General features: G+C 32.8%; 26 protein-coding genes. 14 read left to right on the forward strand and 12 right to left on the reverse strand.

Translation table 11 applies throughout. The features are described 5' to 3' along the window. The first annotated feature begins 174 nt into the window (after positions 1-174). The gene (gene rlmN / locus ACVCZW_RS06190; RefSeq protein WP_452231951.1) at positions 175-1,215 is read left to right on the forward strand and encodes a 23S rRNA (adenine(2503)-C(2))-methyltransferase RlmN; all 1,041 of its coding nucleotides are present in this window, start codon (positions 175-177) and stop codon (positions 1,213-1,215) included. Positions 1,216-1,269: 54 nt separating this feature from the next. On the opposite strand, the gene ACVCZW_RS06195 is transcribed toward rlmN, so the two are convergent. Next, positions 1,270-2,085 (reverse strand): choice-of-anchor J domain-containing protein, encoded by an 816-nt coding sequence (locus tag ACVCZW_RS06195; protein ID WP_452231952.1) that lies wholly within the window; start codon positions 2,083-2,085, stop codon positions 1,270-1,272. Between the two features lie 171 nt (positions 2,086-2,256). On the opposite strand from ACVCZW_RS06195, the gene ACVCZW_RS06200 reads away from it, so the two are divergent. The 4 genes from ACVCZW_RS06200 (at position 2,257) to ACVCZW_RS06215 (ending at position 5,756) form a co-directional block, all read left to right on the forward strand. After that, positions 2,257-3,234, forward strand: a complete 978-nt coding sequence (locus ACVCZW_RS06200; protein ID WP_452231135.1) for a polyprenyl synthetase family protein — start codon at positions 2,257-2,259, stop codon at positions 3,232-3,234. A gap of 65 nt (positions 3,235-3,299) precedes the next feature. Continuing rightward, on the forward strand, positions 3,300-3,863 hold the full coding sequence (locus ACVCZW_RS06205; RefSeq protein ID WP_452231953.1) for an RNA polymerase sigma factor: 564 nt from the start codon (positions 3,300-3,302) through the stop codon (positions 3,861-3,863). Further along, positions 3,850-4,644, forward strand: a complete 795-nt coding sequence (locus ACVCZW_RS06210) for a hypothetical protein (RefSeq protein ID WP_452231954.1) — start codon at positions 3,850-3,852, stop codon at positions 4,642-4,644. Before ACVCZW_RS06205 ends, ACVCZW_RS06210 begins: the two co-directional genes overlap by 14 nt. Before the next feature lie 32 nt (positions 4,645-4,676). Then, positions 4,677-5,756: a hypothetical protein gene (locus tag ACVCZW_RS06215; protein WP_452231955.1), complete on the forward strand. Its 1,080-nt coding sequence runs from the start codon at positions 4,677-4,679 to the stop codon at positions 5,754-5,756. 146 nt (positions 5,757-5,902) lie between these two features. Here ACVCZW_RS06215 and ACVCZW_RS06220 read toward each other — a convergent pair whose 3' ends face one another. After that, entirely contained in the window at positions 5,903-7,387 is a 1,485-nt protein-coding gene (locus ACVCZW_RS06220) for a pyridoxal phosphate-dependent decarboxylase family protein (RefSeq protein ID WP_452231956.1), read from the reverse strand. 182 nt (positions 7,388-7,569) lie between these two features. Between ACVCZW_RS06220 and dnaG the strand changes: the two genes are divergently transcribed. Then, the gene (dnaG, locus tag ACVCZW_RS06225) at positions 7,570-9,528 is read left to right on the forward strand and encodes a DNA primase (protein ID WP_452231957.1); all 1,959 of its coding nucleotides are present in this window, start codon (positions 7,570-7,572) and stop codon (positions 9,526-9,528) included. Here dnaG and ACVCZW_RS06230 read toward each other — a convergent pair. Then, complete coding sequence (locus ACVCZW_RS06230) at positions 9,523-10,149, reverse strand: response regulator (RefSeq protein WP_452231142.1); 627 nt, start codon at positions 10,147-10,149, stop codon at positions 9,523-9,525. The two genes, dnaG and ACVCZW_RS06230, sit on opposite strands and share 6 nt — an antisense overlap. A gap of 106 nt (positions 10,150-10,255) precedes the next feature. Next, positions 10,256-11,044, reverse strand: a complete 789-nt coding sequence (nadE, locus tag ACVCZW_RS06235; protein WP_452231143.1) for an NAD(+) synthase — start codon at positions 11,042-11,044, stop codon at positions 10,256-10,258. Between the two features lie 78 nt (positions 11,045-11,122). Between nadE and gldB the strand changes: the two genes are divergently transcribed. Together gldB and gldC are read left to right on the forward strand one after the other, a co-directional pair. Further along, positions 11,123-12,085, forward strand: a complete 963-nt coding sequence (gldB, locus tag ACVCZW_RS06240) for a gliding motility lipoprotein GldB (protein ID WP_452231958.1) — start codon at positions 11,123-11,125, stop codon at positions 12,083-12,085. Beyond that, positions 12,085-12,420, forward strand: coding sequence for a gliding motility protein GldC (gene gldC, locus ACVCZW_RS06245; protein ID WP_452231145.1), 336 nt, complete (start codon positions 12,085-12,087; stop codon positions 12,418-12,420). The genes gldB and gldC overlap by 1 nt, the downstream gene beginning before the upstream one ends. A 74-nt stretch (positions 12,421-12,494) precedes the next feature. Here the strand turns inward: gldC and aqpZ are convergent, their stop codons facing one another. From aqpZ to purH, 7 genes are all read right to left on the reverse strand, one after another. Beyond that, complete coding sequence (gene aqpZ, locus ACVCZW_RS06250) at positions 12,495-13,196, reverse strand: aquaporin Z (protein ID WP_452231146.1); 702 nt, start codon at positions 13,194-13,196, stop codon at positions 12,495-12,497. Positions 13,197-13,369: 173 nt separating this feature from the next. Then, the gene (gene rodA, locus ACVCZW_RS06255) at positions 13,370-14,647 is read right to left on the reverse strand and encodes a rod shape-determining protein RodA (RefSeq protein ID WP_452231959.1); all 1,278 of its coding nucleotides are present in this window, start codon (positions 14,645-14,647) and stop codon (positions 13,370-13,372) included. 3 nt (positions 14,648-14,650) lie between these two features. After that, on the reverse strand, positions 14,651-16,579 hold the full coding sequence (gene mrdA / locus ACVCZW_RS06260; RefSeq protein ID WP_452231960.1) for a penicillin-binding protein 2: 1,929 nt from the start codon (positions 16,577-16,579) through the stop codon (positions 14,651-14,653). Further along, a complete protein-coding gene (locus ACVCZW_RS06265) occupies positions 16,576-17,082 on the reverse strand; it encodes a rod shape-determining protein MreD (RefSeq protein ID WP_452231149.1) in 507 nt (168 codons plus the stop codon). The genes mrdA and ACVCZW_RS06265 overlap by 4 nt, the downstream gene beginning before the upstream one ends. Then, positions 17,075-17,896: a rod shape-determining protein MreC gene (gene mreC, locus ACVCZW_RS06270; protein WP_452231150.1), complete on the reverse strand. Its 822-nt coding sequence runs from the start codon at positions 17,894-17,896 to the stop codon at positions 17,075-17,077. The genes ACVCZW_RS06265 and mreC overlap by 8 nt, the downstream gene beginning before the upstream one ends. Positions 17,897-17,915: 19 nt before the next feature. Further along, a complete protein-coding gene (locus tag ACVCZW_RS06275; protein WP_452231151.1) occupies positions 17,916-18,944 on the reverse strand; it encodes a rod shape-determining protein in 1,029 nt (342 codons plus the stop codon). A gap of 200 nt (positions 18,945-19,144) precedes the next feature. Continuing rightward, complete coding sequence (gene purH, locus ACVCZW_RS06280; RefSeq protein WP_452231152.1) at positions 19,145-20,677, reverse strand: bifunctional phosphoribosylaminoimidazolecarboxamide formyltransferase/IMP cyclohydrolase; 1,533 nt, start codon at positions 20,675-20,677, stop codon at positions 19,145-19,147. A 197-nt stretch (positions 20,678-20,874) separates the two neighbouring features. Between purH and ACVCZW_RS06285 the strand changes: the two genes are divergently transcribed. Next, positions 20,875-22,128 carry an ABC transporter permease gene (locus tag ACVCZW_RS06285; RefSeq protein WP_452231961.1) on the forward strand — a complete coding sequence of 418 codons (1,254 nt, stop codon included), beginning with the start codon at positions 20,875-20,877 and terminating at the stop codon, positions 22,126-22,128. Positions 22,129-22,232: 104 nt separating this feature from the next. On the opposite strand, the gene ACVCZW_RS06290 is transcribed toward ACVCZW_RS06285, so the two are convergent. Continuing rightward, on the reverse strand, positions 22,233-22,688 hold the full coding sequence (locus tag ACVCZW_RS06290) for a GAF domain-containing protein (RefSeq protein WP_452231154.1): 456 nt from the start codon (positions 22,686-22,688) through the stop codon (positions 22,233-22,235). 89 nt (positions 22,689-22,777) lie between these two features. On the opposite strand from ACVCZW_RS06290, the gene xrtF reads away from it, so the two are divergent. The 5 genes from xrtF to ACVCZW_RS06315 all read left to right on the forward strand — a co-directional run bounded on the left by xrtF (position 22,778) and on the right by ACVCZW_RS06315 (position 26,983). Further along, the gene (gene xrtF / locus ACVCZW_RS06295; protein WP_452231155.1) at positions 22,778-23,329 is read left to right on the forward strand and encodes an exosortase family protein XrtF; all 552 of its coding nucleotides are present in this window, start codon (positions 22,778-22,780) and stop codon (positions 23,327-23,329) included. Continuing rightward, a complete protein-coding gene (locus ACVCZW_RS06300; RefSeq protein ID WP_452231156.1) occupies positions 23,322-23,750 on the forward strand; it encodes an exosortase F system-associated membrane protein in 429 nt (142 codons plus the stop codon). Before xrtF ends, ACVCZW_RS06300 begins: the two co-directional genes overlap by 8 nt. 58 nt (positions 23,751-23,808) lie before the next feature. Beyond that, positions 23,809-24,222: an HYC_CC_PP family protein gene (locus ACVCZW_RS06305; RefSeq protein ID WP_452231157.1), complete on the forward strand. Its 414-nt coding sequence runs from the start codon at positions 23,809-23,811 to the stop codon at positions 24,220-24,222. A 99-nt stretch (positions 24,223-24,321) separates the two neighbouring features. Continuing rightward, a complete protein-coding gene (locus ACVCZW_RS06310; protein WP_452231962.1) occupies positions 24,322-26,562 on the forward strand; it encodes a TonB-dependent receptor in 2,241 nt (746 codons plus the stop codon). A 64-nt stretch (positions 26,563-26,626) separates the two neighbouring features. Further along, positions 26,627-26,983 (forward strand): heavy-metal-associated domain-containing protein, encoded by a 357-nt coding sequence (locus ACVCZW_RS06315; RefSeq protein ID WP_452231159.1) that lies wholly within the window; start codon positions 26,627-26,629, stop codon positions 26,981-26,983. The last annotated feature ends 6 nt before the right edge of the window (positions 26,984-26,989 follow it).

Here is a 26,989-nt window from a genome sequence, read left to right on the forward strand (position 1 = left end):
TAAGCTACGTTGCGTCGCGCTTTCGCAAGTCGCTTTTTTATGTTGCATATATGCAACAACATAAAAAGAGCTTCCACAATTGCTCAATCCCTAATGCACCTACCAAAGGCAATTGCATAAAACATAAAACAGTAATTCGTCAAACCAAATTCCTTTCACTACTTTTGCAGAACAATGGCAACAACTAAAAAAGACATCCGAGCATTAAACAAAGAACAACTTAGAGACTTCTTTGTAAAAGAAGGCGATAAAGCCTTTCGTGGTAACCAAGTATATGAATGGTTATGGAGCAAGTCTGCACATACTTTTGAAGACATGACGAATCTCTCTATAGAAACCAGACAAATGCTAGAAGATAACTTTGTTATCAATCACATTCATGTAGATACCATGCAAAAAAGTAGCGATGGTACTATAAAAAATGCAGTACGCTTGCATGATGGTTTAATAGTCGAGTCTGTTTTAATACCAACAAAAACAAGAACCACAGCATGTGTTTCTAGTCAAGTAGGTTGTAGTTTAGACTGTAGATTTTGTGCAACATCTAGATTAAAACGTATGCGAAATCTAAATCCAGACGAAATCTACGATCAAGTAGTTGCCATAGATAAAGAAAGTAGATTATACCACAATAAACCATTAAGTAACATTGTTTTTATGGGAATGGGAGAACCACTCATGAACTATAACAATGTGCTAAAAGCAATAGACAAGATTACATCCCCAGAAGGATTAGGCATGTCACCAAAACGAATTGTAGTTTCTACTTCTGGAGTGCCAAAAATGATTCGAAAAATGGCAGATGATGAGGTGAAGTTTAAACTAGCCGTTTCTTTGCACTCTGCAATAGATGAAGTACGTACTTCTATCATGCCATTTAATGCAACCTTTCCTTTAAAAGATTTACGGGAAGCTTTGGTATATTGGTACGAAAAAACAAAAAACAGAATTACTTACGAGTATGTCGTTTGGCGAGATATTAACGACAAAAGAGAAGATGTAGAGGCATTGGTGCAATTCTGTAAATTTGCGCCGAGTAAAGTAAATCTAATCGAATATAATCCAATAGACGATGGCGAGTTTCAGCAAGCAGATAGTGCTGCAACAGATATGTATGTTTCTATACTAGAACAAAACAATATTACCGTAACGGTAAGACGCTCTAGAGGTAAAGATATTGATGCCGCTTGCGGACAATTAGCAAACAAGCAATAATAAAAAAGCTTCCTAAATTTAGGAAGCTTTTTTATTTATTATAAATATGAAATACTATTGCAATACAATTTTCTTACGTTTCACTTTGCTATTTTCTACATTACTAACTTCCACAATATAAATACCAGAAGCAATACTATTAAGATTTATAGTTTGCGTTTCTAAACGAGTACTGCTTTCTAAAACGGTTTGTCCAGTTAAAGAAATTACTTTGTAATTCGCAGCACCTTGTATATTAGAAATAGTTACCCGTTTATCATTACAACTTATTTGATAATAATTCGGTTGATCAAATTCATCTACGCTAAGTAGTAGAGAGGTAAGGTCTATTTCGTCAATCGCTAAAAGCCAATGTCCAGTAGTGTTAAAATGTCTAAATGAAATATAAACATCCATTCCAGCATAAGCAGATAGATTAACCGTTTTTACACTTGTGCCAACCATCCCTAAAGTTTCTTCAAAAACAGGAGTGGAAGCTAGAATAGAAGCTTGATCATTTGTTGTAGTAACATATACCGCATAATGTTCACTAAAAAAAGCTGGATCCGAACCAGAACCACTTAAAAAATCTAGTGAAGCATCTGTTGCATCAGTAGGAATAGAAATTAGTGGGGATACAGCAATGTTGTCCGGCGTAAAATCTACATCATTCCATGAAAAGGAGGCTAAAAAGTTATCTGTGTAATAGCCAAAAGGTGTTGTCCAATTGGTTTCGTCTGTTAAAAACCAATCGTCACCAGCTACATTATTTACATCATAAAATGTCCAGCTAGAAATGTCTCCAGATGAAAAATCTTCACTATAAATGGAGGTCTGGCTATAGCTAAAAAAAGATGCCAGTAAAAAAACGAATAAAGTAATTTTCTTCATAGTATTTGTTTTTGTGGTTGTTATTATAAATAAAGTTACAAAAATTTAAGCATTTATAACTCTTTTACTCTTAGTTATTTCATTTCTAAATGTTCTAATTATAGGAGATTAATAGTATTTCACACACATTTTTAGTACGTTTGTTATTACATATTTCACACCTTTTTTCTATTGAAAATTGTAGAACAAATAAAACAGCCTATTGCGTATGAGATGGAACTTTTTGAACAAAAGTTTCAACTTTCTATGTCTTCTAAAGTAGCATTACTTAATAGAATAACACATTATATTGTAAACCGAAAAGGAAAGCAAATGCGACCAATGTTTGTATTTCTGGTTTCTAAAATGGTTTCTAATGGAGAGGTTAGCGAACGTACCTATAGAGGCGCTTCGGTAATTGAACTTATTCATACAGCAACACTTGTACATGATGATGTAGTAGATGAGAGCAATCGTCGTCGTGGTTTCTTTTCTGTTAATGCACTCTGGAAAAACAAAATAGCGGTTCTAGTTGGTGATTATTTACTTTCAAAAGGATTACTACTTTCTATAGATAATAATGATTTCGATTTACTAAAAATTATTTCTATTGCCGTTCGGGAAATGAGCGAAGGGGAACTTCTTCAAATTGAAAAAGCAAGAAAACTAGATATCACAGAAGCTATCTACTACGAGATTATAAGACAAAAAACGGCTACTTTAATTGCTGCCTGTTGTAGCCTTGGTGCTGCATCTGTAAAACCAGAATCCGAGCATGTAGAAACCATGCGGAAGTTTGGAGAACTTATAGGGATGGCTTTTCAAATAAAAGATGATTTGTTCGATTATGGTAAAGAACAAATAGGAAAACCAACAGGAATAGATATTAAAGAGCAAAAAATGACCTTGCCTTTAATTTATGTATTAAACCATGCGAGCAAAAAAGATAAAAAGTGGGTAATCAATTCTATTAAAAACCATAACAAAGATCAAAAACGAGTAAAAGAAGTTATTGCTTTTGTTAAAGATAATGGCGGATTAGATTATGCAGTTGCTAAAATGAAAGAATTTCAAGCAGAAGCACTGCAAATACTACAAAAATATCCAGAAAGCCAATATAGAAACTCGCTAGAGATTATGGTTAATTACGTAATTGATAGAAAAAAATAATCTTCAGGCAACCTTTTCCTTCCTTTTTGCGTCTTTATAAATAGAACGTAATACGTACGCATATTTTGAAAGTTATTCAACTGCATAAAAACGAACCCTTGCTTATAAAAAAAGCAATAAAAAATAATCGTGAAGCCCAACACGTATTGTTTCAGTTGCATGCACCCAAAATGTTAAGCGTTTGTCGGTATTATATTAAAGACACCCAATTTGCAGAAGAAGCCATGTTAAATGGTTTTTTTAAAGTATTTCAGAATTTAAAAAATTTTAAAAACGAAGGTAGTTTTGAAGGTTGGATTAGACGTATCATGGTAAGAGAATCTATTTCTTTTTTAAGGCAGAAAAAGCAAATTGAATTTTCGTCGGATGCAGAAGTAGAAGATGTAAATCATTCCAATAATATTCAAACAAATATGGAAGTTGCCGAAATCCAGCAACTCATAGATGATTTACCTGAAGGCTATAAAATGATATTTGTGATGTATGCCATTGAAGGCTATAAACACCAAGAAATAGCAGACATGTTGGGGATTTCTGAAAGTACTTCTAAGTCGCAATTGTTCAAAGCAAGAAAAGCGCTTCAGCAAAAAATTAAAGAATTAAACAAAACAGGTTATGGCACCAATTAAATTTGAAGAAAACATAAGAGAGAAGCTGGAGAGAAGAACTCTGGAGTCCTCTGAAAATGCGTGGGAAAGTTTAGAGCAACGCTTAAATGCAGACGAAAAAAAGCCAAGTAAAAACACGTTTTTATGGTTTGGTATTGCGGCAAGTGTAATAGGTCTCTTGTTTGTGGTTACTCAATTTGTAACGCTAGATACTACCAATTCTACTGTTTTACCTATTGTTGTAGATGCAGAAAATGAAACGAGTACGAATCCAAGTCCAACTTCGGAAATCATTCTAGAAATACAAGAAGTGGTTCAAGAACAAGTGCAAACTTCAGAAAACAAGAAAATAAATACCATACCAACTAACAGTAGTATTACTGAAAATACAGTTCGAAAAACAATCCAAAATCAAAAAATAAAGCAGCCATTAGTTCGTAATTCCGCCATAACAAACAGCGCTAAAAAAGAATCAAAAGTATTAAGTGTTATTGGGATAGCGGAAGAAGAGGTTATAGCTTCGGTTGTTAAAACAGAAGGCATTTTAGGAAAGAAAGAAAGTCAAATAGTTAGCACCAATTTAAAAACAACAGATTCTGAAATTGAAGCGCTATTGCAGACTGCTAATAAAAAGATGCAATTAAGTACGAATAGCAGCGTAAAGTCTATTGAGGTTGATGCAAATACATTATTAGAAGATGCAGAAACAGAATTGCCTCCATCATTAAGAGGTAAGTTATTTAAAGTTATTGAGGAAAATTTTAAAACGGCAACCACAGCAGTTGCTACTAGAAACGAGTAATATATAAATCATCCATTAAAAAACGAACAGTAATGAAAACAGCAACAAAATACGTAATCGGTATTATTTTAGTGTGTGCGATGCAATTTGCCAAAGCACAAGAAAATCCAAATGCATTAAAGATTGAATTTTTAGAAAATAAAAAGGAGCAAGTGAAAACTCAGGAAAAAGAGTTTTTAAAAGAAAGTGTCGCAAGTATTAATACCAAATTAGATAGTGGTGAAATTACCAGTGAAGAAGCAGATGTATTAAAGCAAACAGAAGCAGAAAAACACGCATTAAATATTGAAAATAGAATTGCTATTCTAGATAATAAAATTGCCTTATTAGAAAGAAATGAAGAAGTAACTTCCGATGTTGGTGCTAACCTAGATGGTTTTGTAATTTCTATTGGAAAGGAGGAAGATTCCGATGAGTTTGATAAAGGCGGTATTTATATTGGTCCGAAACAGAAAGCAATTCCGAAAATATACGATAGACGTACCACAAGCGATATGGTTTTTGCCATAGGTTTTAATAATGCAATCATTGAAGGGCAATCGTTAAGTGATTCGCCATATAAATTAGGTGGTTCTGGATTTGTAGAATTAGGTTGGGCATGGAAAACACGTCTGTTTAAAAATTCAAATGCGGTACGTTTAAAGTATGGTCTATCGGTGCAATGGAATAAATTAGATCTAAAAGACGATCAGTTTCTTACCGAAAATAATGATGTTGTTTCTTTAGAAACAAGTGCTTTTAACTTAAACAAATCTAAGTTTAGAACTACCAATTTAGTAGTGCCAATACATTTTGAATTTGGCCCATCCAAAAAAATTGAACGTGATACGTATTTTAGATACTCGACTTATAATAAATTTAAAATCGGAGTTGGTGGTTACGCAGGAGTTAATTTAAGTTCGATGCATAAAATTAAATACAAACTAGATGGCAATAGAGAAAAGGATAAAGAAACCGATTTAAACACCAATCCTTTTGTTTATGGGATAAGTAGTTACATTTCTTTTGGTAATGTTGCCGTATATGCAAAGTATGATTTGTCACCATTATTTAAAGACCAAGCAATAGATCAAAACAATATTTCTTTAGGATTACGATTTGATTTGGATTAATTTTTTTGAGTTAGTGAATTGAAAAAAAGCACCTTTTTGGTGCTTTTTTTGTTTAAGATGTTTATTAATGATTAGTTACGTGATTTGTTTTTAGAAGTAGAATGTACTTTAATTATATATGCTATAACGAGTTGCTTTATTGTTATCTAACTTTGCAGCATTAAATGCATTTTCCGTCCTTCTGTAACTAGTATTTTGATGGAATCCTCTATATCTTTTTTTGTAGTTCTAAAGTTAACAATACAGGTTCTCAAACAATATTGATCTGCTATAATCGCGTTAGATAGAAATATTTCTCCGCCTTTTTGAAGTTCGTCTAATAGTTTCTCATTCAAGGTATTTAGATAAACCTCTTTTTCCTCAACATCTCCTTCTAAATCTTTTGGCACATATCGAAGTGTGGTAATACTTAAGTTTTGAGTTACGGCTTTTAATTCTTCGTGACTGTTCGCCAAGGCATAGAAATATTTTGATAATTCTATGTCTTCCCTTATTAGTTTTGTATAGCCATTGCTTCCTATTTGTTGTAATGCAAGCCATACTTTTAATGCGCGAAAACCACGAGAATTTTGGAGTCCGTATTCAAAGTAATTCTGTGATCCTCCTTCTTCCGTTAAACTGAAATTATAATATTCTGGATGCGAACTATAAGTGTCTATTAGATGTTTCGGGTTTTTTACCAAAGTACAACCGGCTTCCAACGGACTATACAACCATTTGTGCGGATCTAAAGCAATAGAGTCGGCTTCTTTTATTCCTATAAATAATTCTTTTAATTCCGGAATAATTGCAGCAGGAGCACCATAAGCACCGTCAATATGAAACCATAAATCAAAGGTTTTACATATAGCAGCAATAGCTTCTAAATTATCAATAATTCCTGTACTCACATCTCCAGCAGTACCAACAACCATAAACGGTTGATGGCCTTGCTTTATATCTTCTTTTATGGTTTGCTCTAAAAGATGTGTATTCATTTTATTGGATGTGTCTGTAGCAATCCAACGTACCGATTTAGAACCATGCCCAAACAAAATGGCAGCTTTATCTATCCAAGTATGTGTAGATTTCGAACAGTAGGTAATTAATTGTTTCGATGCATTGGAAAGTCCGTTTTCTTTAATCTCTTTTGGAGCTTTGGCTGTTCTTGCTGCTAGAAAAGCGGTAAAATTAGCCATGTTTCCACCACTTACCAAAATGCCTCCATAATTTGGAGATACACCAATAAATTCTGCTAGCCATTTAATGGTTTGTTTTTCTATTTCTGTGGCTATCGGACTCAGTATTTGTGCGCCAACATTTTGGTTGATAGATGCAGCTAACAAATCTGCTAAAGCGCCAATTGGTGCTGCAGAAGATGTGATATAGCCAAAAAATTTAGGATGTCCATTAAATAACGAATGGTCTAATAGTAATTTCGTAGCATTAGAAATTAATGCTTCCGCTGGTTTACCATTTGCAGGTAATGTAGCATTTCCTAATATGCTTTGTAATTCTTTCGGAGTCTTGTTAGTTGTCAACTGTTTCTCCGGAATCTCATCCAAAAAATCAGAAATGGTATCAATGAGCTGATAGCCAATTTTTTTAAATTCGGCTTTATTCATTTCTATGGCATTTTCTCTAGTTTTCATGCTTCCGGTTATTTAAGGTGTATCGGTATGTGGTTCGTTTTTAATAGCTTACAGTTGGTGTGATACGAAGTTATAAGAAAATGAGTAGAAACCCAAGTTTCCTGTTGTCATTAATTTTTAAACCAAAATCTTTTATATTACATTTACGGAATAATTCCGCGAAAGCGAAAAAACTTCCATAATTGATATCAAAATCCACCATAGATCATGTATTTGAAACCTCACGCGTAGAAGAGGTTATTGGCGATTTTGTGCAGTTAAAAAAGTCGGGAAGTAGTTTTAAAGGATTAAGCCCTTTTAGTGAAGAACGCACACCAAGTTTTATGGTGTCTCCTGTGAAACAAATCTGGAAAGATTTTAGTACCGGAAAAGGAGGGAATGCGGTTGCTTTTTTAATGGAGCATGAGCATTTTACCTATCCCGAAGCTATAAAGTACTTGGCTAAAAAGTACAATATTGAAATTGAAGAAACCGAGCAGAGCAACGAGCAAAAGGAGCAAGCCAATGAACGGGAGAGTTTATATTTAGTAAGTGAATATGCGAGTACGTATTTTCAGAAGGTATTACTAAAAACCGATAAAGGAAAAGCGATTGGTTTAAGCTATTTTAAAGAACGCGGTTTTACAGACGAAACGATTAAGAAGTTTGCACTGGGTTATTCTTTAGATGAGTGGCAAGCTTTTACAGACGAAGCTTTAAAACAAGGATATAAAATAGAGTTTCTAGAAAAAACGGGACTGACTATTGTGAAAGGCGAAAAACGCTTTGACCGATTTAAAGGTCGCGTGATGTTCCCTATTCAAAGTATGAGTGGGCGTGTGCTTGGTTATGGCGGACGTATTTTAACCAACGATAAAAAAGCCGCGAAATACCTAAATTCACCAGAGAGTGATATTTACCATAAAAGTAAAGTTTTGTATGGTATTTATCAAGCCAAGCAAAGTATTGCTAAAGAAGATAATTGTTTTTTGGTGGAAGGATATACCGATGTGATTCAGTTTCACCAAACCGGAATTCATAATGTGGTTTCTTCTTCTGGTACTGCATTAACGCCAGATCAAATACGATTAATAAATAGGCTTACTAAAAATATTACCGTACTATTTGACGGAGATGCTGCCGGATTACGTGCATCGCTTCGCGGAATTGATTTAATTCTGGAACAAGGTATGAATGTGAAAATTTGTACGTTTCCGGAAGGAGAAGATCCAGATAGTTTTGCAAAACAAAATACTTTAGAAGAGTTAAGCGAGTATTTAAAAGGACATGCACAAGATTTTATTCAATTTAAAGCTTCGGTTTTATATGAAGAATCTAAAAATGATCCGGTTAAAAAAGCCGATACTATTCGAGATATTGTAAATAGTATTGCTAAAATTCCGGATCGAATTAAAAAGGAAATCTATATTCAAGAATGTTCTAGAATTATGGATATTAGTGAGCAAGTATTGTTTACAACCTTGGCACAAATAACAAATAAAGACGTTCAAGAAACGCATAAGGAACAGAGTAAAAAACAAACTGCTTTTGAAGTTATTAAGCATGAACAGCCTAAGAAGAAGGTGGATGTGCAATACATTTTAGAACGTAAAATTATTGAAATACTGCTGCTTTATGGGAATAAAACAGAGGATTTTGAAGATTTAGTTTTAAAAGAAAACGAGAAAAACGAATTAATTCTCGAGCCTGTAAAACACCAAACTAAAGTTTTTGAAAAAATATATTTAGACTTGCAAGATGATGAAATGCAGTTTACCAATGAGCAGTTTAAAAACTTGTATTACACCATAATTGATACCTTAAACCAAAATCCGGATTTTGCCATTGAGCAGTTTGTAAATACGGTAGAACAGGATGTGGCGAATGAAATATCTTCCATTTTAATGGAGGATGAACGTTATAGTTTATCGGATTGGCATAGTAAAAATATATTCCCAAAACAGAAAGATCAATCTATTGCCCAGTTAGTTAGCGAAACCATTTTAAGTTTGCGTTGTTTTTTAATAGACCAAAAAGTAAAAGAGTTTATGCAGCAAACACTTGAAAACAGATCGGAAGTAAACAGAAGCGTTCTAGAAGAAGTAAAAGATTACTCTAGTCTAAAAATGTTACTTTCCCGAAAACTAAATAGAGTTTTATAACTCTAATAATTTTGCTCTATTAATTAAGTCGACAATATTAGAAACGTTTAGTTTTTTCATTAAACGCGCTTTGTATGTACTCACTGTTTTTTCATTAATAGCAAGTTCTACCGCAATTTCTTTGTTTTTTCTTCCAGATGAAATGAGTTTTAAAACTTCAATTTCTCTCGTAGATAATTTCTTGTAAAAATTACCAGATCGACTAACCCGTTTACCAATTGCTAAACGTTGCGTGAGATCATTACTTAAATAAATGCCGCCACTATACACTTTTATAATAGCTTCTTTAAGTGTAACAATATTAGCCGTTTTGCATAAGTAACCAGAAGCCCCAGCTTTTATCGTGTTCATAGCGTAGACCTCTTCAGGTTGGGCGCTAAACATGATAACTTTAACATCAGGATGTTCTTGATTAAGCCTTCTTAAGGCAGTAATGCCATTAAGCTTTGGTAAGTCAATTTCAGAAATAATAATGTCTACTTTATTCTTGTTTAAGAATTCAAATATGGCTTCACCATCATCTAGTGTGCCAACAACTTGAATGTTAGACGACGTAATAAAAAGTAGTTCTAGACCTTTCCTAATTATAGGATGATGGTCTACTACCAACAGTTTAATCATAACTTTAATTTTTTAAATTTGTTATAACTTCTGAGGAAAACAACAGACGTTTTTGCTATTAGTCGTTTAGTAAAAGTAGTGAATTCTTACTGATAAATAAAATATTTTATTTTAAATCTTTTGATATTTCACAAATAGGAATGGCAATCATCTTATGTTTATTAGCCGAATGGTAACGTTTGTAGATTACAAAAGCCTCTTTTTGCCTTCCTGAAAAATCGTCCTCGGTCTTACCTTCATCATGCATTTGCATGGCCCATTCTAGTTCTGGATACGACGCTCCAATTTGATCTTCATCACTTCTAGCATCACCAAATAATCCGTCACTTGGTGCCGCTTTCATTATAGATTCCGGTACTTCTAAATATTCTCCAATTTGATATACTTCCGATTTTAATAAATCTGCAATCGGACTCAAATCAACACCGCCATCTCCATACTTCGTGTAAAAACCAACACCAAAATCTTCTACTTTGTTCCCGGTTCCTGCTACCAGTAGTTTTTGTAATCCTGCATAATAATATAAAGTAGTCATACGTAGTCGAGCTCGCGTGTTTGCTAAGGCCATATCTACAATAGCTTGGTCGCCATTTAAAGAAACTTCGGTTTTAAATTCTTCAAAAACAGGAGTTAAGTCTGTTCTTGTAGACCGCACATTTGTATATCGTTTTTTTAATTGATCGATATGCTCTTGTGCTCTGCTAACATGACTTGCTGCTTGATGAATTGGCATTTCAATACATAAAACGTCTAAGCCTGTTTCTGCACATAAAGTAGAAGTTACCGCAGAATCTATTCCGCCAGAAACACCAACAACAAAACCATTCACTTTAGCGTTTAATGCATACTCTTTTAACCAATTTACAATATGATGTGCTACTTTTTCTGTTTGCATTTTTAAAGATTTTAGAACAAAGAATAGTACCTTTGCCTAACAAAAATAAACAATAGCTTAATTAATAAAAATAAGTTTATGAAGAATATTTTTTTATTTCTTTTTATCGCTGTTTTGTGTGTTTCGTGTAAACGGGATGCAAGCTTTGAAAAAGAAATTTCTAAAGTAGATGTGTCTGTGGCTATTGAGCGATTTGATTTGGCATTTGCACATGCTAAAGCGAATGACCTTAGTAGTTTAAAAGATGCTTTTCCGTTTATGTTTTCTAAAAAATATGTAGATTCTTTTTGGGTGGCCAAAATGCATGACACCTTACAATTAGAATTAAATACCGAAGTAGAAAAAATATATCCCAATCTGAATACGGTGGAAAGTGAGCTAAAAAGTTTCTTTCAACACATGAAATACTATTTTCCCGAATTTAAAACACCGCGTTTAGTTAGTGCAACTTCCTTTGTAGATTATAGAAATAAAGTGATTGTAACCGATACGATTTCGCTTATTTCGATAGATACGTATTTAGGAAGTGAACATCCTTTTTATAATGGCATTCAAAAGTATTTAGCAGCAAATTTTACAGAAGATCAGATCGTAGTAGATTTTGCTTCCAAATATGCGGAAAACTATATTTTTCCGAAAGGGAATAAAACATTTTTAGACGAAATGATTTTCTTTGGAAAACAATTATATTTTAAAGATATCATGATTCCGTTTAAAACAGATGCGCAAAAAATTGGCTATTCTGAAGAACAGTTAAATTGGTCGAAAGCCAATGAAGCACAAATTTGGAGCTATTTTGTAGAAAATGAATTATTGTTTAGTACAGATGCAGATTTACCAAATAGGTTTATAAATCCAGCACCTTTTTCTAAATTCAAGTTGGTAGAAATAGATCAAGAATCTCCAGGAAGAATAGGGCAGTATATAGGATGGCAAATTGTACGCGCTTATATGAAGAATAATAATGTGTCTTTAAAAGAAATGCTTACTGATAATGCCGAAGAAATATTTAATAAATCGAACTTTAAACCAGAATTGTAATGGCTAAGATTACCTCAAAAATTGAATTAAACGTAGAACTAGACGAAAATAGAGTTCCAGAAAAATTAGTATGGACAGCAGAAGATGGAGGCATTAGTAAACAAGAAGCTAAAGCGATGATGCTTTCTGTTTGGGACAGTAAAACCCAAGAAATGCTACGTATAGATCTTTGGACAAAAGATATGCCAGTAGATGAAATGAAAGTGTTTTTTCATCAAACATTGGTTGCTATGAGTGATACTTTTAATAGAGCAACCCAAGACGAAAAAATGACGGCAACCATGAAAGATTTTTGTGATTATTTTGCTGAGAAATTAGAATTGAAAAAGGATTAACTTTCCTTTTATACATACAAAAAGCGTCTTGAAACTTAATTTTAAGACGCTTTTTTAGTATATAATATTGGGTATTAGTCTTTATTTGGAGCCATAAACTTGTAAACAAGGCCGGCTAAAATAGCGCCAACAATTGGTGCTACCCAGAATAACCATAGTTGTCCCATTGCTTCCCCGCCAACAAATAAAGCTTGACTAGTTGATCTCGCAGGATTTACAGAAGTATTTGTAACAGGAATACTAATTAAATGTATTAGTGTTAATGCCAAACCAATTGCCAATCCGCCAAAACCTGGTGAAGCATTTTTATGCGTTGCGCCTAAAATCACGATTAAAAACATAAAGGTCATTACTACTTCAATTAGTAACGCAGAGGTCATACTAAAGGTATGTCCGTATTGTTCTACGCCATAAAAATTAGTTGCAAAATCGCCAGCTTTCGAGTAGCCAGCAAAACCATCCATACCGCTAACAATGGCATAGAGTATTGCGGCTCCAGCAATACCACCTAATACTTGAGCAATAATGTACCCCGGTAAATCTTTTCCGTCAAATCGTCCACCAACAAAAAGACCAATAGATACAGCAGGATTAAAATGGCCGCCTGAAATATGTCCTAAAGCGTACGCTCCTGTTAAAACGGTAAGTCCAAAAGCAAGTGCTACACCTACTAAACCTATTCCTATATTGGGAATTCCTGCTGCTAAAACTGCGCTACCACAACCACCTAGTACTAACCAGAAAGTACCAATAAACTCTGCTAATAATTTTTTCATTGTTTTTGTTTTTTGTTAATTAGTTTGAATGCTCTAAATATTAGAGTGTTTTCTAAATTAAAAAAAAGGAATGAAATATTTTATTTTGGAAGTTGGACCAATCTATTTTTTCGGATGAAGTGATTGTTTTATTCTGTAATCTGTTGAATACTATAATTTTTGAAGGTAATTACTTACCATTCATTAATTCTATTCGAATCTAATTTGATGAATATAAATAGTAAAATGGTAAATCCCCAAAGTCCGGAACCACCATAACTAAAAAAGGGAAGCGGAATACCAATGGTAGGTATTAAACCCATTACCATACCAATATTAATCATAAAGTGGAAAAATAAAATAGAGGCTACAGAATAGCCATACACTCTACTAAATTGTGATTTTTGGAGTTCTGCTAATTTTAAAATACGAAGCATCAGTAATACAAATATGATGACTACAAAAACACTTCCTAGAAAACCCCATTCTTCACCAACAGTACTAAAAATATAGTCTGTATGCTGTTCTGGTACAAATTTCCCTGTGGTTCTTGTTCCTTCTAAAAACCCTCTTCCAGAAAAACCTCCAGAGCTAATTGCTTTTTCAGATTCGTATAAATTATACAAAATATCTCTACGCATTTCTGCTACTTTTTGCGGATCTTTTTCTAGACGTAACCAAAGACTTATTCTGTCTTGTTGGTGTGGTTGTAAAATGTTTTGGTAGAAAAATTTAATTCCGAAAGCGATTACTATACAAACCAAAGCGGTAAGAATTGGCTGTAAGATTACAGGTTTCTTTTTTTGAATAAAGTAGTTTGCTATAATGAAAATAATAGCTAAAACAGAAGTGATTATTGGTCCGAATTTTAATGCTAAAATAGAAATAGCAACTAAGGTTAATGCAAGTGTTAAGTATATTTTTGGTAAACCTTCTCTGTATAAAACAAAAAAGAAAGAGGCATAAACTAAAGTACTTCCTGCGTCATTTTGAAGTAAGATTAAAAAGGCAGGAATTAGGATGATAATAAAGATTCTTATTTGGTCTTTAAAGGTTCTAATATCGGTATTTAAATCGCTTATGTATTTGGCAACAGCTAATGCCGTAGCAGCTTTGGCAAACTCACTGGGCTGAAAGGTCATGCCTCCAATACCATACCAAGAAGTGGCTCCGTTTACGTTTTTACCGAAGAGGAATAGACCAACTAAGGATAACATGGAAACGATAAAGATTAAACTGGCAAACCGTTCGTAAAACTTGGCATCTATAGAAAGAATAAAAATAATAAGGATAATGGTTAAGCCTATGAAAATTAATTGTCTACCATAAGGTTGGGAGAAATTTAAATAATCAATAGTTGTTCCCGTATGTGAAGCGGATAAGATATTCATCCAACCAAAAACTACTAAAATTAAAAATAAAATAATAGTAACCCAGTCAAATTTAAAATGTCTATCTGTTTGTCTAAACATAGATTAGTATTCTAATTTGGTTAGTTGTTCTTTTAGTTTATTTACTTCTTCTAAGGAAATTGTTTGTAGTGTGGTTCCTCCATTAATTTTAAAGGGTTCACCCGAGTATGGTTTAGCATATTCATCTTCTAAACTGTGCGATACTATCCAATTTTCTAGATCTTTTCTAGTTACTTTACCATTAATATACTTTTCTATCATTAAACTTGCAATACGTCCTGCAAAGCGTCCTCCCCAATATCCATTTTCAACAAATACTGCAATGGCAATTTTTGGATTATTTTTAGGTGCAAAAGCTACAAATATAGAGTGGTCTGTAAGTTGTGTTCTGACGCTATCAATTCTCACAAAGTTTTCAACAGTTCCTGTCTTTCCACAAATTTCAATTCCAGGAACTTGTAAATGACTTGCTGTTCCATATTTATAAACATTCAGCATCCCTTCAATTACAGTTTCAAAATGTTGTTTATCTATGGTTGTATATTTTGGTGTAGTAAAGTTTAGATCTACGTTTTCTCCTTTAATTTCTTTTATAATATGGGGTGTAAAATAATAACCTCTATTCGCAATTGCCGCAATCATATTTGCTAATTGAATTGGTGTTGTAGCAACTTCTCCTTGTCCAATAGCATTAGAAATAGTGTATGTGGAATAAAACGTTTTTGGGTAAATACCTTTATAATAGGCTCTGTCCGGAATTCTTCCTTTTTGACCAACGTATAAATCGTTGTTTAAAAAGTTTCCTAAACCAAAACTTTTTACGTGATCGCTCCAAACGTTAATTCCTAAGGAAGCATTTTCGGGCTTGTCTAAAATTCTTCGGTATACCGTTGCAAAATAGGCATTACAAGATTCTTGAATACCATGTACCATATCGTTTCTTGTACCACTTCTACAATGGCATTTCATAAATCTGTTCCCGTATTTATAACCAGCATAACAGGTAATCTTTTCGTCTGTAGAAATTACACCTTCTTGTAAAGCAACCAATGCATTCATTAGTTTAAAAGGAGAGCCAGGCTCATAAACGCCTTGTAAACTTCTATTAAATAATGGTTTTGCAATGGAGTCATTATATAGTTTGGTGAAGTTTTTAGAACGATCTCTACCGACTAATAAATTAGGGTTGTATGTTGGTGCAGCTACCATAGAAAGTATTTCTCCAGTGCTTGGCTCAATAGCAATTATTCCACCACGTTTATTAGCCATTAATATTTCGCCATACGCTTGCAACGTAGCATCGATAGTTGTTTTAATGTCTTTCCCAGATTCTGGTAAGGTGTCAAATTTCCCTTTTTTGTAGGGACCGATATTTCGATTAAATCTATCTTTTTGTATGAATTTTATTCCTTTTACACCTCGTAATGTGGTTTCATAAGAAGCTTCAATACCTTGCATACCAATTAAATCGCCCATTTTGTAATAGGGATTTTTATTCATGATTCTTTGATTTACTTCACCAATATCACCAAGTACATTGGCACCAATGGTGGTTTCGTAATTTCTTAAAGAACGTTTTTGAATGTAGAACCCTTCAAACTTGCGCATTTTCTCTTGTAAAACGGCGTAGTCTTCTTTCGATAATTGCGGAAGAAAAACATAAGGCAATCTTGGAGAATAGGTGTAGGCTTTTTTATAGGTTTGAATAAACTGTTCTTTGTCTATTTTTAAAAGAGAGCAAAACTCTAAAGTATCTAGTGGTTTTACTTCGCGGGGAATCACCATCACATCATAAGATGGTTGGTTAGAAACTAGAAGTTTTCCGTTTCTATCATATACAAAACCTCGTTTTGGGTAATCATATACCTTACGTATGGCGTTGTCTTCATATAAATTATTGGTATTATCTTGATATACTTGAAGAAAAAAAAGTCTTGCAATAAAAAGAATACCGACAAAAATTATGGAAATGAAAAGTAGTATTTGCCTCATTTAGATTTTCTGCTGAATATAATGGTTACTAAAACACATAGTATAATAGTAAATATACTTGAGAATAACGTTTTTTGAAGTACTAAAATTATCTTTGAAAAGTTAAAAATTTCAAAAAGGAATAATAGGAAATGATGTATTACTGTAAGTATGGTTATATAGGTTAGTCTTGGGCCAAATTCTACCTGATTAAATTTAATGGTTTGGTGCTCATATACTGCGCCAAAGCAAAATTTTAGAACGGCTGGTCTTATAAAAGCGATGGTTACACAAGCAGCTGCATGCATACCACCAGAATCTAAAAACATATCTATAGTAATACCTAATAAAAAACTTAAAAGCAAAAACAGCATTCTGTTATTTTTTACTGGAAATAAAAGGATAAACAGAATGTATATATAAGGGTTTATGTACCCTAAAAAGTTAATATGCGAAAGCACTAATATTTGCGCGAGCACTAATACTATAAATCGGATAGCGTTGGAAGAAATGATACTATTCATCCACAGGATTTATTAGGTTCTTAATTTCTTTTGCATCTGTGTTTTCAATCACGTAAACATGTTCCATATTGGTCATGTCATTAAATAAAGTAACGTTGATCTCGTAAAAATCTTCGGCAGCATCCAACTTAAAGTCTTTTACTATACCTATAGGAACTCCTTTGGGAAAAATAGCAGAACGACCAGAAGTCATTATGGTATCTCCTTGTATTAGCTTTGCTTTAGATGGGATATCTACCAATTGCACAAACTCTGGTGATTTGCCATTCCATTTTAGGGTACCAAAATGATTGGTTCTTTTTAATTGCGCACTAATTTTACTTTTCGTGTTTAAAATGGAAAGTACTGTTGCATATTTTTTGCTAGTATGATCTACAATTCCTAAAATTCCTTTAGACGTTATAACACCAAAATCTTGTTCAATACTATCGCGTTTTCCTTTGTCAATAAGTAAAATATTGGTGCTAAATGTATAGTTGTTTTTTATTACAATGGCGGGTGTAACCTTGTAAATAGAGCTATACGAAAGACTATCTAAAAAACTAGATATTGTATCTTTATTGGTATTAAAAAGTATAGATTTTAGTTTATTGTTTTCTTCCTGGAGTAGTAGGTTTTGTTCCTTTAAACCAAAATATTGACTAATATTATTTACTTTATTATAAATACCTCCAGACAAAAAATTAGCAGAGTTTACAAACTTGCTTTTTTGGTACGAATGATTTTGAATAGTAAAAACAAAGGATATAGAAAACAGCAATATAAATAACAAAAATGATTTGTTACGTAATATAAAATTAACTATTTGCTGCATGATTTAATGGGTATTACTCTTATTTAATCAATACGCTTTTGTATTTAGCTAGGTTTTTAAGGGTAATTCCTGTACCACGAACAACAGCACGTAATGGATCTTCTGCTATATAAACAGGTAAATCTGTTTTTTGAGATAAACGCTTGTCTAAACCACGTAACATAGATCCTCCACCTGCAAGGTAGATTCCTGTGTTGTAAATATCTGCAGCTAATTCTGGTGGTGTTTGCGATAGTGTTTCCATTACTGCATCTTCAATACGAAGAATAGATTTATCTAAAGCTTTCGCAATTTCACGATACGATATTTGTACTTGCTTTGGTTTTCCGGTAAGTAAATCACGACCTTGAACACTCATATCTTCTGGCGGAAGATCTAAATCTTCGGTAGCAGCACCAATTTGAATTTTAATTTTTTCGGCAGTACGTTCACCAACATATAAATTGTGTTGGGTACGCATGTAATAAATAATGTCATTTGTAAATACATCACCGGCAATTTTTACAGATTTATCACAAACAATTCCTCCAAGAGCAATTACTGCAATTTCTGTAGTACCACCTCCAATATCCACAATCATGTTTCCTTTTGGTTGCATAATGTCTACACCAATACCAATTGCTGCAGCCATAGGCTCGTGAATTAGGTAAACTTCTTTACCATTTACGCGTTCTGCACTTTCTTTTACCGCTCGCATTTCTACTTCTGTAATTCCAGAAGGAATACAAATTACCATACGTAAAGCAGGAGTGAAGAGTCTCTTTTTTAAAGCGGGAATGTTTTTAATAAACATGCTTATCATTTGCTCTGAAGCATCAAAATCTGCAATTACACCATCTTTTAATGGTCTAATGGTTTTAATGTTTTCATGCGTTTTTCCTTGCATCATACTGGCTTCTTTACCAACAGCAATAATTTTTCCTGTTATTCTATCTCTAGCAACTATGGATGGACTATCAACAACCACTTTGTCATTATGAATAATTAAAGTGTTTGCAGTTCCTAAATCTATTGCAATCTCTTCGGTTAAGAAGTCAAAAAATCCCATTCTTTATTTTAATTATGTACGTTAAAAAATCACATCTCGTAAAGGTAGTAAAACTCTTTCTAAATTTGATTTTAAAATTAATGTTTTAATAGCTGAAAATCTACACCATTAAATGCAGATTTTCAACTATTTATTTAAGCTTATATTTTTCACTTTCGTGGAATTATTATTGCTATTAAGATCCCTTTTTTTAAGGGATTTTAATGTTTAAAATGTCTTGTGCCAGTAAATACCATTGCAACATTATTAGCATTACAATAATCGATACTTAATTGGTCTTTAATCGATCCTCCAGGTTGTATTACTGCTGTAACTCCTGCGTTTTTAGCAATCTCTACACAATCTGGAAACGGGAAAAATGCATCACTCGCCATTACCGCTCCTTGTAAATCAAATTTAAAAGATTGCGCTTTATGAATCGCTTGGTTTAATGCATCTACACGACTTGTTTGTCCTGTTCCGCTTGCACATAATTGTTTATTTTTTACTAAAACAATCGTGTTTGATTTGGTGTGTTTGCAAATTTTAGATGCAAAGATTAAATCATCTAACTCCTTTTGGGTTGGTTTATTGTTTGTAGCATCTTTTAAATCTTCAAGGCTATCCGTTTTATTATTTCTTTCTTGAACTAAAACACCATTCAAACAAGTTCTTACTGTCGTTTGTGGGAAATCAAAATCCTTTAAAATAAGTAAGATTCTATTTTTCTTTCCTTTTAAAATTTCTAAAGCTTCCGCAGAAAACGAAGGTGCAATTACAACCTCACAAAATAACTTGTGAATTTCTTCAGCAGTAGCTTTGTCTATTTCCGTGTTGCTAATTAAAACACCACCAAATGCAGAAACTGGGTCTCCAGCTAAAGCATCAACATAAGAATCAAGTACCGTTTCACGTTGTGAAAAACCACAAGCGTTATTGTGTTTTAAAACGGCGAATGTTGGTTTTTCTCCTTTAAATTCGTTTATTAAATTTACAGCAGCATCCACATCTAAAAGATTGTTGTAGCTTAATTCTTTACCATGAAGTTTCGTGAATATTTCATCAAAATCACCAAAGAAGAAACCTTTTTGATGCGGATTTTCTCCATAACGTAAAGTCTTCCCTTGCGTTTCGCTAAGTTTAAAAGAAGCGATCTCATGGTTTTTGTTGAAGTAATTAAAAATAGCAGAATCGTAATGCGAAGAAACATTAAACGCTTTTGCAGCAAATTGTTTTCTATCTGCTTCGGTTAGGTTTCCGTTTTTGTCTGTGATTAATTCTAAAAATTCAGAATAATCAGTAACCGAAGAAACGCAAATGACATCTGCATAATTTTTTGCAGCTGCGCGAATTAATGAAATACCACCAATATCGATTTTTTCAATAATGTCTTGTTCGCTAGCTCCAGAAGCAACTGTTTTTTCAAAAGGATATAAATCTACAATTACACAGTCGATTTGCGGAATTTCAAATGCTGCTAATTCCGCTACGTCACCTGCATGATTTTGTCTGTTTAAAATACCTCCAAATACTTTTGGGTGTAATGTTTTTACGCGTCCGCCAAGAATAGAAGGATAAGAAGTTACATCTTCTACAGGAACGACATCGATACCTAAATCGTTTATAAATTTTTGTGTTCCGCCTGTAGAATAAATAATTACTCCTTGATCATTTAATTTTTTTACAATTGGTTCTAAACCATCTTTACTAAAAACCGAAATTAGTGCAGACTTAATTGTTTTACTGTTGCTCATTGTTGTTGTGTTGTTTGGCTGCAAAAATAGTAATATAAAGTGCTTTTAATAAGTGAAATTACATTTGTTTTTTCAACTAAAACAAGGAGTTATTAACAACTTTGTTCTTGTAATTTGTTTTCATTTATTTGTAACAAATAATATATAAAAACGTCTTACCTTTATATCACTTTAAAAAAGTATAATATTTACTGCATATGTTACTGTATTTACGTCTCTTTAAAGAGAGCTTTTCTTTTGCTATTAGTGCCTTGACCAACAATAAGCTGAGAACTTTTTTGTCTTTGCTTGGTGTTACCATTGGTATATTTTCTATTATAGCAGTTTTAGCGGCGGTAGATTCTTTAAAAAATGATATAAAAGGAAGTATTAGTTCTTTAGATAATAGTACCTTATATATTATGCGTTTTTCTTTTGGTCCATCTACGATTCCGCAATGGAAAAGAGAACAATTTCCAGATGTTACGTATGAAGAATATCAATTTATACAAGATCGAATCCCGAATGTAGAAGCTGCATCTTTCTCGTTAAATGTAAATCCGGAAACCATTAAATATGAAGGAGCTTCAGTTGAAAATGTAGAAATGGCTGCAGTAACTAGTGGATATTATGATATTGAAAGTTTACAAATAGAACAAGGTCGCTTTTTTAATGCATCGGAATCTGATTCTGGTTCGCCAGTGGTGGTTTTAGGAGATGAAATTTCAAGTAGCTTGTTTGGTGATTTAGATCCTATTGGAAAAATAGTTCGCCTTTACGGAAGAAAATTTACAGTCATCGGGGTGCTTAAAAAAGAAGGCTCTGGTTTATTTGGAGGCTCTAAAGACACCGCGGCAATTTTACCTGTAAACTTTGTACGAAGACTTTTAGGGGATAATAATAAAATAGCTTTCCCTGCTATTGTAGTGAAACCAGAATCTGGTGTGGATTTATCGGAGTTTAATGCGGTTATTGCACAAGGATTGAGAAACTTTAGAGGATTAAAAGCAGGAGAAGAAAATAATTTTTTTGTAAATGAGCTGCAAGGTTTTACCGATTTAATAGATAATATTACCGGACAACTAAATTTTATGGGTTGGATTATTAGTGGTTTTTCTCTTTTAGTTGGCGGATTTGGTATTGCTAATATTATGTTTGTTAGTGTAAAAGAAAGAACGAATTTAATAGGAATTCAAAAATCACTAGGAGCAAAAAACCGATTTATTCTGTTTCAGTTTTTGTTTGAAGCAGTTATTTTAGCTGTAATAGGTGGTTTAGTTGGTTTGTTTTTAGTTTGGCTAGTATCTATATTAATGACACAACTTACCGATAGCTTTGAGTTTATCTTGTCTTATGGTAATATGTTTCTAGGGTTTATACTCTCGACCATTATAGGTTTGGTTTCCGGAGTTATTCCTGCGCTTTCCGCTTCCAAATTAGATCCTGTAGAAGCTATTAGATCCGGAATGTAGGTTTTAACGAAGCTTGCTTTTAAATTATAAACACACAAAAAAATCCTCAGCATTCATTTATATATGAATCTTGAGGATTTTTTTTAATTTTAATTGTTACTCTGTTATAAGATCTTAGCAACTTGCGCGCAAACAAACTCTAGAAAACGCTCATCTGCCTCGTTAAAAGGATCTGGAGTATTCGAATCAATATCTATTTGTCCTATATTTTCGCCATTAACAAAAATAGGAATTACAATTTCTGCTTTTACCGTAATGCTACAAGCGATATAATTATCTTGAGCAGCAACATCTGCAACCACGAAATTTTCATTACTAACAGCAACTTGACCACAAATACCTTTTCCAAAAGGAATAATAATATGATCTGTTGGCTCACCAACGTAAGGACCAAGCTTTAATTCGTTTTTATCTCCATTTTTAAAATAAAAACCAACCCAATTGTAGTACGTGATATTTTCGTCAAGAAGTGTGCAAATAGATAATAATCTATCATCTACAGACGTTTCTTTGGTGTTAATTATTTTTGTTATCTCTGGTTTTAATTGCTCGAAATTCATTTCTTTAAAAACTTTTTACAAAAGTATTTAAAAACCAATAAACTTAATCGCTTTTTGTATAAATTTAACCTTGTAAACTAAAAGAAATATTGAAACAACTTTTTATAAAATATAAGTCGGTAATAAAATTTATAGTAACCTTTTTATTGGTGTATGCCGTTTTAACTTTTAGCTATAAATTGTTTTTACAATATTCTTCAGGAGAAGATTATTATCCAGATTACATGACTAATTTGGTAGGAAAGCAAAGTAAGGAAATATTAAGCGCTTTAGATTACAGAGTTTCGCTTATACCACATCCTACAGAAGCTTCTTTAAAATTAATTATTAACGAAAAATATGTGGCTAGAGTTATAGAAGGTTGTAATTCGGTAAGTATTATTATTTTATTTATATCCTTTATTATAGCATTTGGCAGTAAGTTTAAAACTACAGCGCTTTATATTTTAGCAGGAAGTGTATTAATTTATATTGCTAATTTAGTTCGAATTGTAATCCTATCCATTGGTTTATATCATTATCCTTGGCGAAAAGATATTTTACACACTGTAATTTTTCCTGCTATTATTTATGGTATGGTTTGTTTACTCTGGATAGTTTGGGTGAATCGTTTTTCTAAAATTAAGAAGCAAGATGCATAAATTAGCAAAATATGGTATGTTGTTGGTTTTGGGTGTTTTACTCATATTAATTCGCGTGTTTGAAGAACACATTTTTTATGATCCATATTTGTCTTTTTTTAAGAATGATTATTTGTATTTAGACTCGCCAAGGCAAGAAGCCTTTAAGTTAACCATGTTTACGGTTTTACGATATGTAATTAATTCTGCGATTTCTTTAGCCATTTTATTTGTTCTTTTTAGAGATAAAAGCATCGTTAAATTTTCTGTTATTATATACGCACTAGCATTAGTGATACTTTTAGTGTTATTCTTGTATTTTGTAATAAGTCCGAGACAAGAAGATTATTATTTGTTTTTTAATGTGCGAAGATTTTTAATTCAGCCATTAATATTATTGCTCTTAATTCCTGCATTCTATAATTATAAACGGCAGGAGTAAAATTGTTAATGGTCCTACAAAACAAGGTTTTTAAACTTTGTTTTTGTAATTTTGCAAAGTGATAAAACAGTTTTTACATACCAGTTTTTCTATAACATTAGCCTTTTTAGTGCTATTTTCAACAGTATCTCTTACTATTGAAAAGCATTTTTGTGGTGATGTTTTGGTAGATGTTTCCATTTTTTCTGAAGGAGAAGATTGCGGAAAGGATACTTTAGCATTAGAAAAAGCTGTAATCACAAAAAAGAGTTGTTGTAAAAATGAGATTGATGTAGTGCAAGGTCAAAAGAATTTGACGATTAAAACTATTGACGATTTAGAGTTTGAACAGCAATTATTTTTAACAGCATTTACCTACACGTATAGCACTCTTTTTGAAGATTTTTCAACGCAAATTATTCCTCATAAAGATTATGCTCCGCCAAGGCTAGTTGTAGATCTTCAGCTGGTTCACGATACTTTTTTAATCTGATTTATTAAGTGATTTTCGTTGCTTTCATTTTATGGAAGTAAACTCGTATGCGCAAACTTTTCCGTATACATAGAACAATCTATGGACTTAATAAAACCTATGAAAAACATATTATATATAGTATTAATGCTTCCTCTTGCCATTTTTTCACAAGACAAAATTAGCGGCGTAATTATGGAAGCCAATGATAAAAATAAACAGTCTCCTTTATTTGGAGCAAATGTATATTGGCTAGATACCTCTGTTGGTACTACTTCCGATTATGACGGAAACTTTAGCATTCCGTATAACACTTCCTATAAAAAACTAGTAATTAGTTATGTTGGTTTTAAAACCGATACTTTAACGATTAATAGTGCGAAAAAGGTTCAAATTCTATTAGAATCTAAGAGTGATTTAGGAGAAGTAACTATAACTTCTAGAAAACAGGCAACTGCAAAATCTTATTTGAATGCAACGAATACCTTTACGGTAAGCAGTAAAGAACTGTTAAAAGCGGCATGTTGTAATCTGTCGGAGAGTTTTGAAACAAACCCATCTATTGATGTGAATTTTGCAGATGCAGTTACTGGAACGCGACAAATTAAAATGCTGGGTTTAACAAGTCCATATCTATTAATTGCTACCGAAAATATACCATCCATTCGTGGCGCATCTCAAGCTTTCGGATTAAGTTTTATTCCTGGAACTTGGGTAGAAAGTATTCAAATTACAAAAGGTGCGGGAAGCGTTGTTAATGGTTATGAAAGTATTGCTGGCCAAATAAACGCAGAATTGGTAAAGCCTGCATCCGATGATAAATTATTTGTGAATATTTATGGAGCAAGTAATACGCGTCTAGAATTAAATACACACTTTAATACTAAACTAACTGAAAAATGGGATACAGGAATATATTTACACGGGAATACCCATAATGAAAAGCATGATGTAAATGATGACGGATTTATGGATATGCCTTTGTATAATCAAATAAATCTAATGAACCGTTGGCAATATATCAACCAAGAAAAAGGTCTAGTAAGCTTTATTAATTTTAAATTTTTAAATGATGAAAAGCAAACTGGAGAAATCGATTTTGATCCTAAAACAGATAGAGGAACAACTAACGCTTGGGGAAGTGAAATTGACACAAGAAGATATGAGGTTTCTTCAAAGTTGGGTTATGTAAATCCACAAATTCCTTGGCAAAGTGTTAGCGTGCAAGCAGCTTTTAGTAGTCATGCGCAAGATTCTTATTTCGGATTAAACACCTACGATATTACACAGAACAGTTTATACTCTACCATCATTTATAACTCGATTATTGGGGATTCTAGAAGTAAGTTTAAAACCGGAATTAGTTATACCTACGATCATTATGACGAATTAGTAAACACGGTAGATTACGGGAGAAATGAAGCGGATTTTGGTGCCTTTTTTGAATATGCATATGATAATTTAAAGAACCTAAACGTTACTGCCGGAATTCGTGTAGATGCTCATAATTTGCTAGGCACATTTGTTACGCCACGAGTACATGCGCGATATACACCTTGGGGAAAATCTGCTTTAAGAGCTTCTTTTGGAAGAGGAAAACGTAGTGCTAGTATTTTTGCCGAAAATCAAAGTATATTTTCTACCTCTAGAACTTTTAATATTTTAAATTCTGGTGGGGAAATCTATGGTTTAGATCCAGAAATAGCATGGAATTATGGTGTTTCTTTTTTACAAGGATTTAATTTATTTAATAGAAAAGCAGACATTACTTTAGATTATTACCGAACAGATTTCCAGAATCAAGTGGTTGTAGATTATGAAAATCCGCAAGAAGTAAACTTCTATAATTTAGAAGGGGATAGTTATGCGAATAGCTTTCAGATAGAAATGAATTATAATATGTTTACCAATTTCGATTTGCGATTGGCTTATAAATATTATGATGTGCAAACGCAATATGGTTCCGAAAAATTAGAAAAACCACTTGTTCCTAAAAATAGATTTTTTGCAAATGCATCGTATGAAATACCTATTAAAGAAGGGAAAACAGGACATTGGAAAATGGATGCAACATTTAATTGGTTAGGTAAACAACGTTTTTCGTCAACCGCATCTAATCCATTGCAATATCAGCTTTCGGAATATTCACCTACAGTAGGAACATTAAATCTGCAAGTAACCAAAGTGTTTTCTCCAAAATTTGAAGTATATTTAGGAGGAGAAAATGTTACCAATGTAAGACAGAACAATCCTATTTTGGGAGCAGACGATCCTTTTGGTGCAAATTTTGATACCACATTTGTATATGGTCCTATTTATGGATCTAATTATTACGCGGGATTACGATTTAAAATACAGTAAAAAATAAAAATAAGTTTAATAAAAAGATTTCCACCTTCGTGGAAATAAAAAAAAGAAGATTATTATGAAAAAAACAATAGCATTACTCGTTTTATTATTTGTTGGTACAGCAACTTTTGCGCAAAACAAAAACGCGAAAGCATCTATTGAAGTAGATGGCGTTTGCGGTATGTGTAAAGACCGAATTGAAAAAGCATGCTTTAAAATTAAAGGGGTAAAGTCTGCAATTTGGAGTGTAGAAACGCATGAATTGCAACTTATTTATAACGAAGAAAAAACGAATTTAAATGCAATTCATACTGGTATTGCAGCGGTTGGTCATGATACGAAAGATTTAAAAGCAACCGATGAAGCGTATGCAACGGTGCATCCTTGTTGTGAGTATCGCGATGAAGAAGTGAAAGACGATCATAAAGAATAACGAGAG

The organism is Lacinutrix sp. MEBiC02595 (assembly GCF_053601555.1).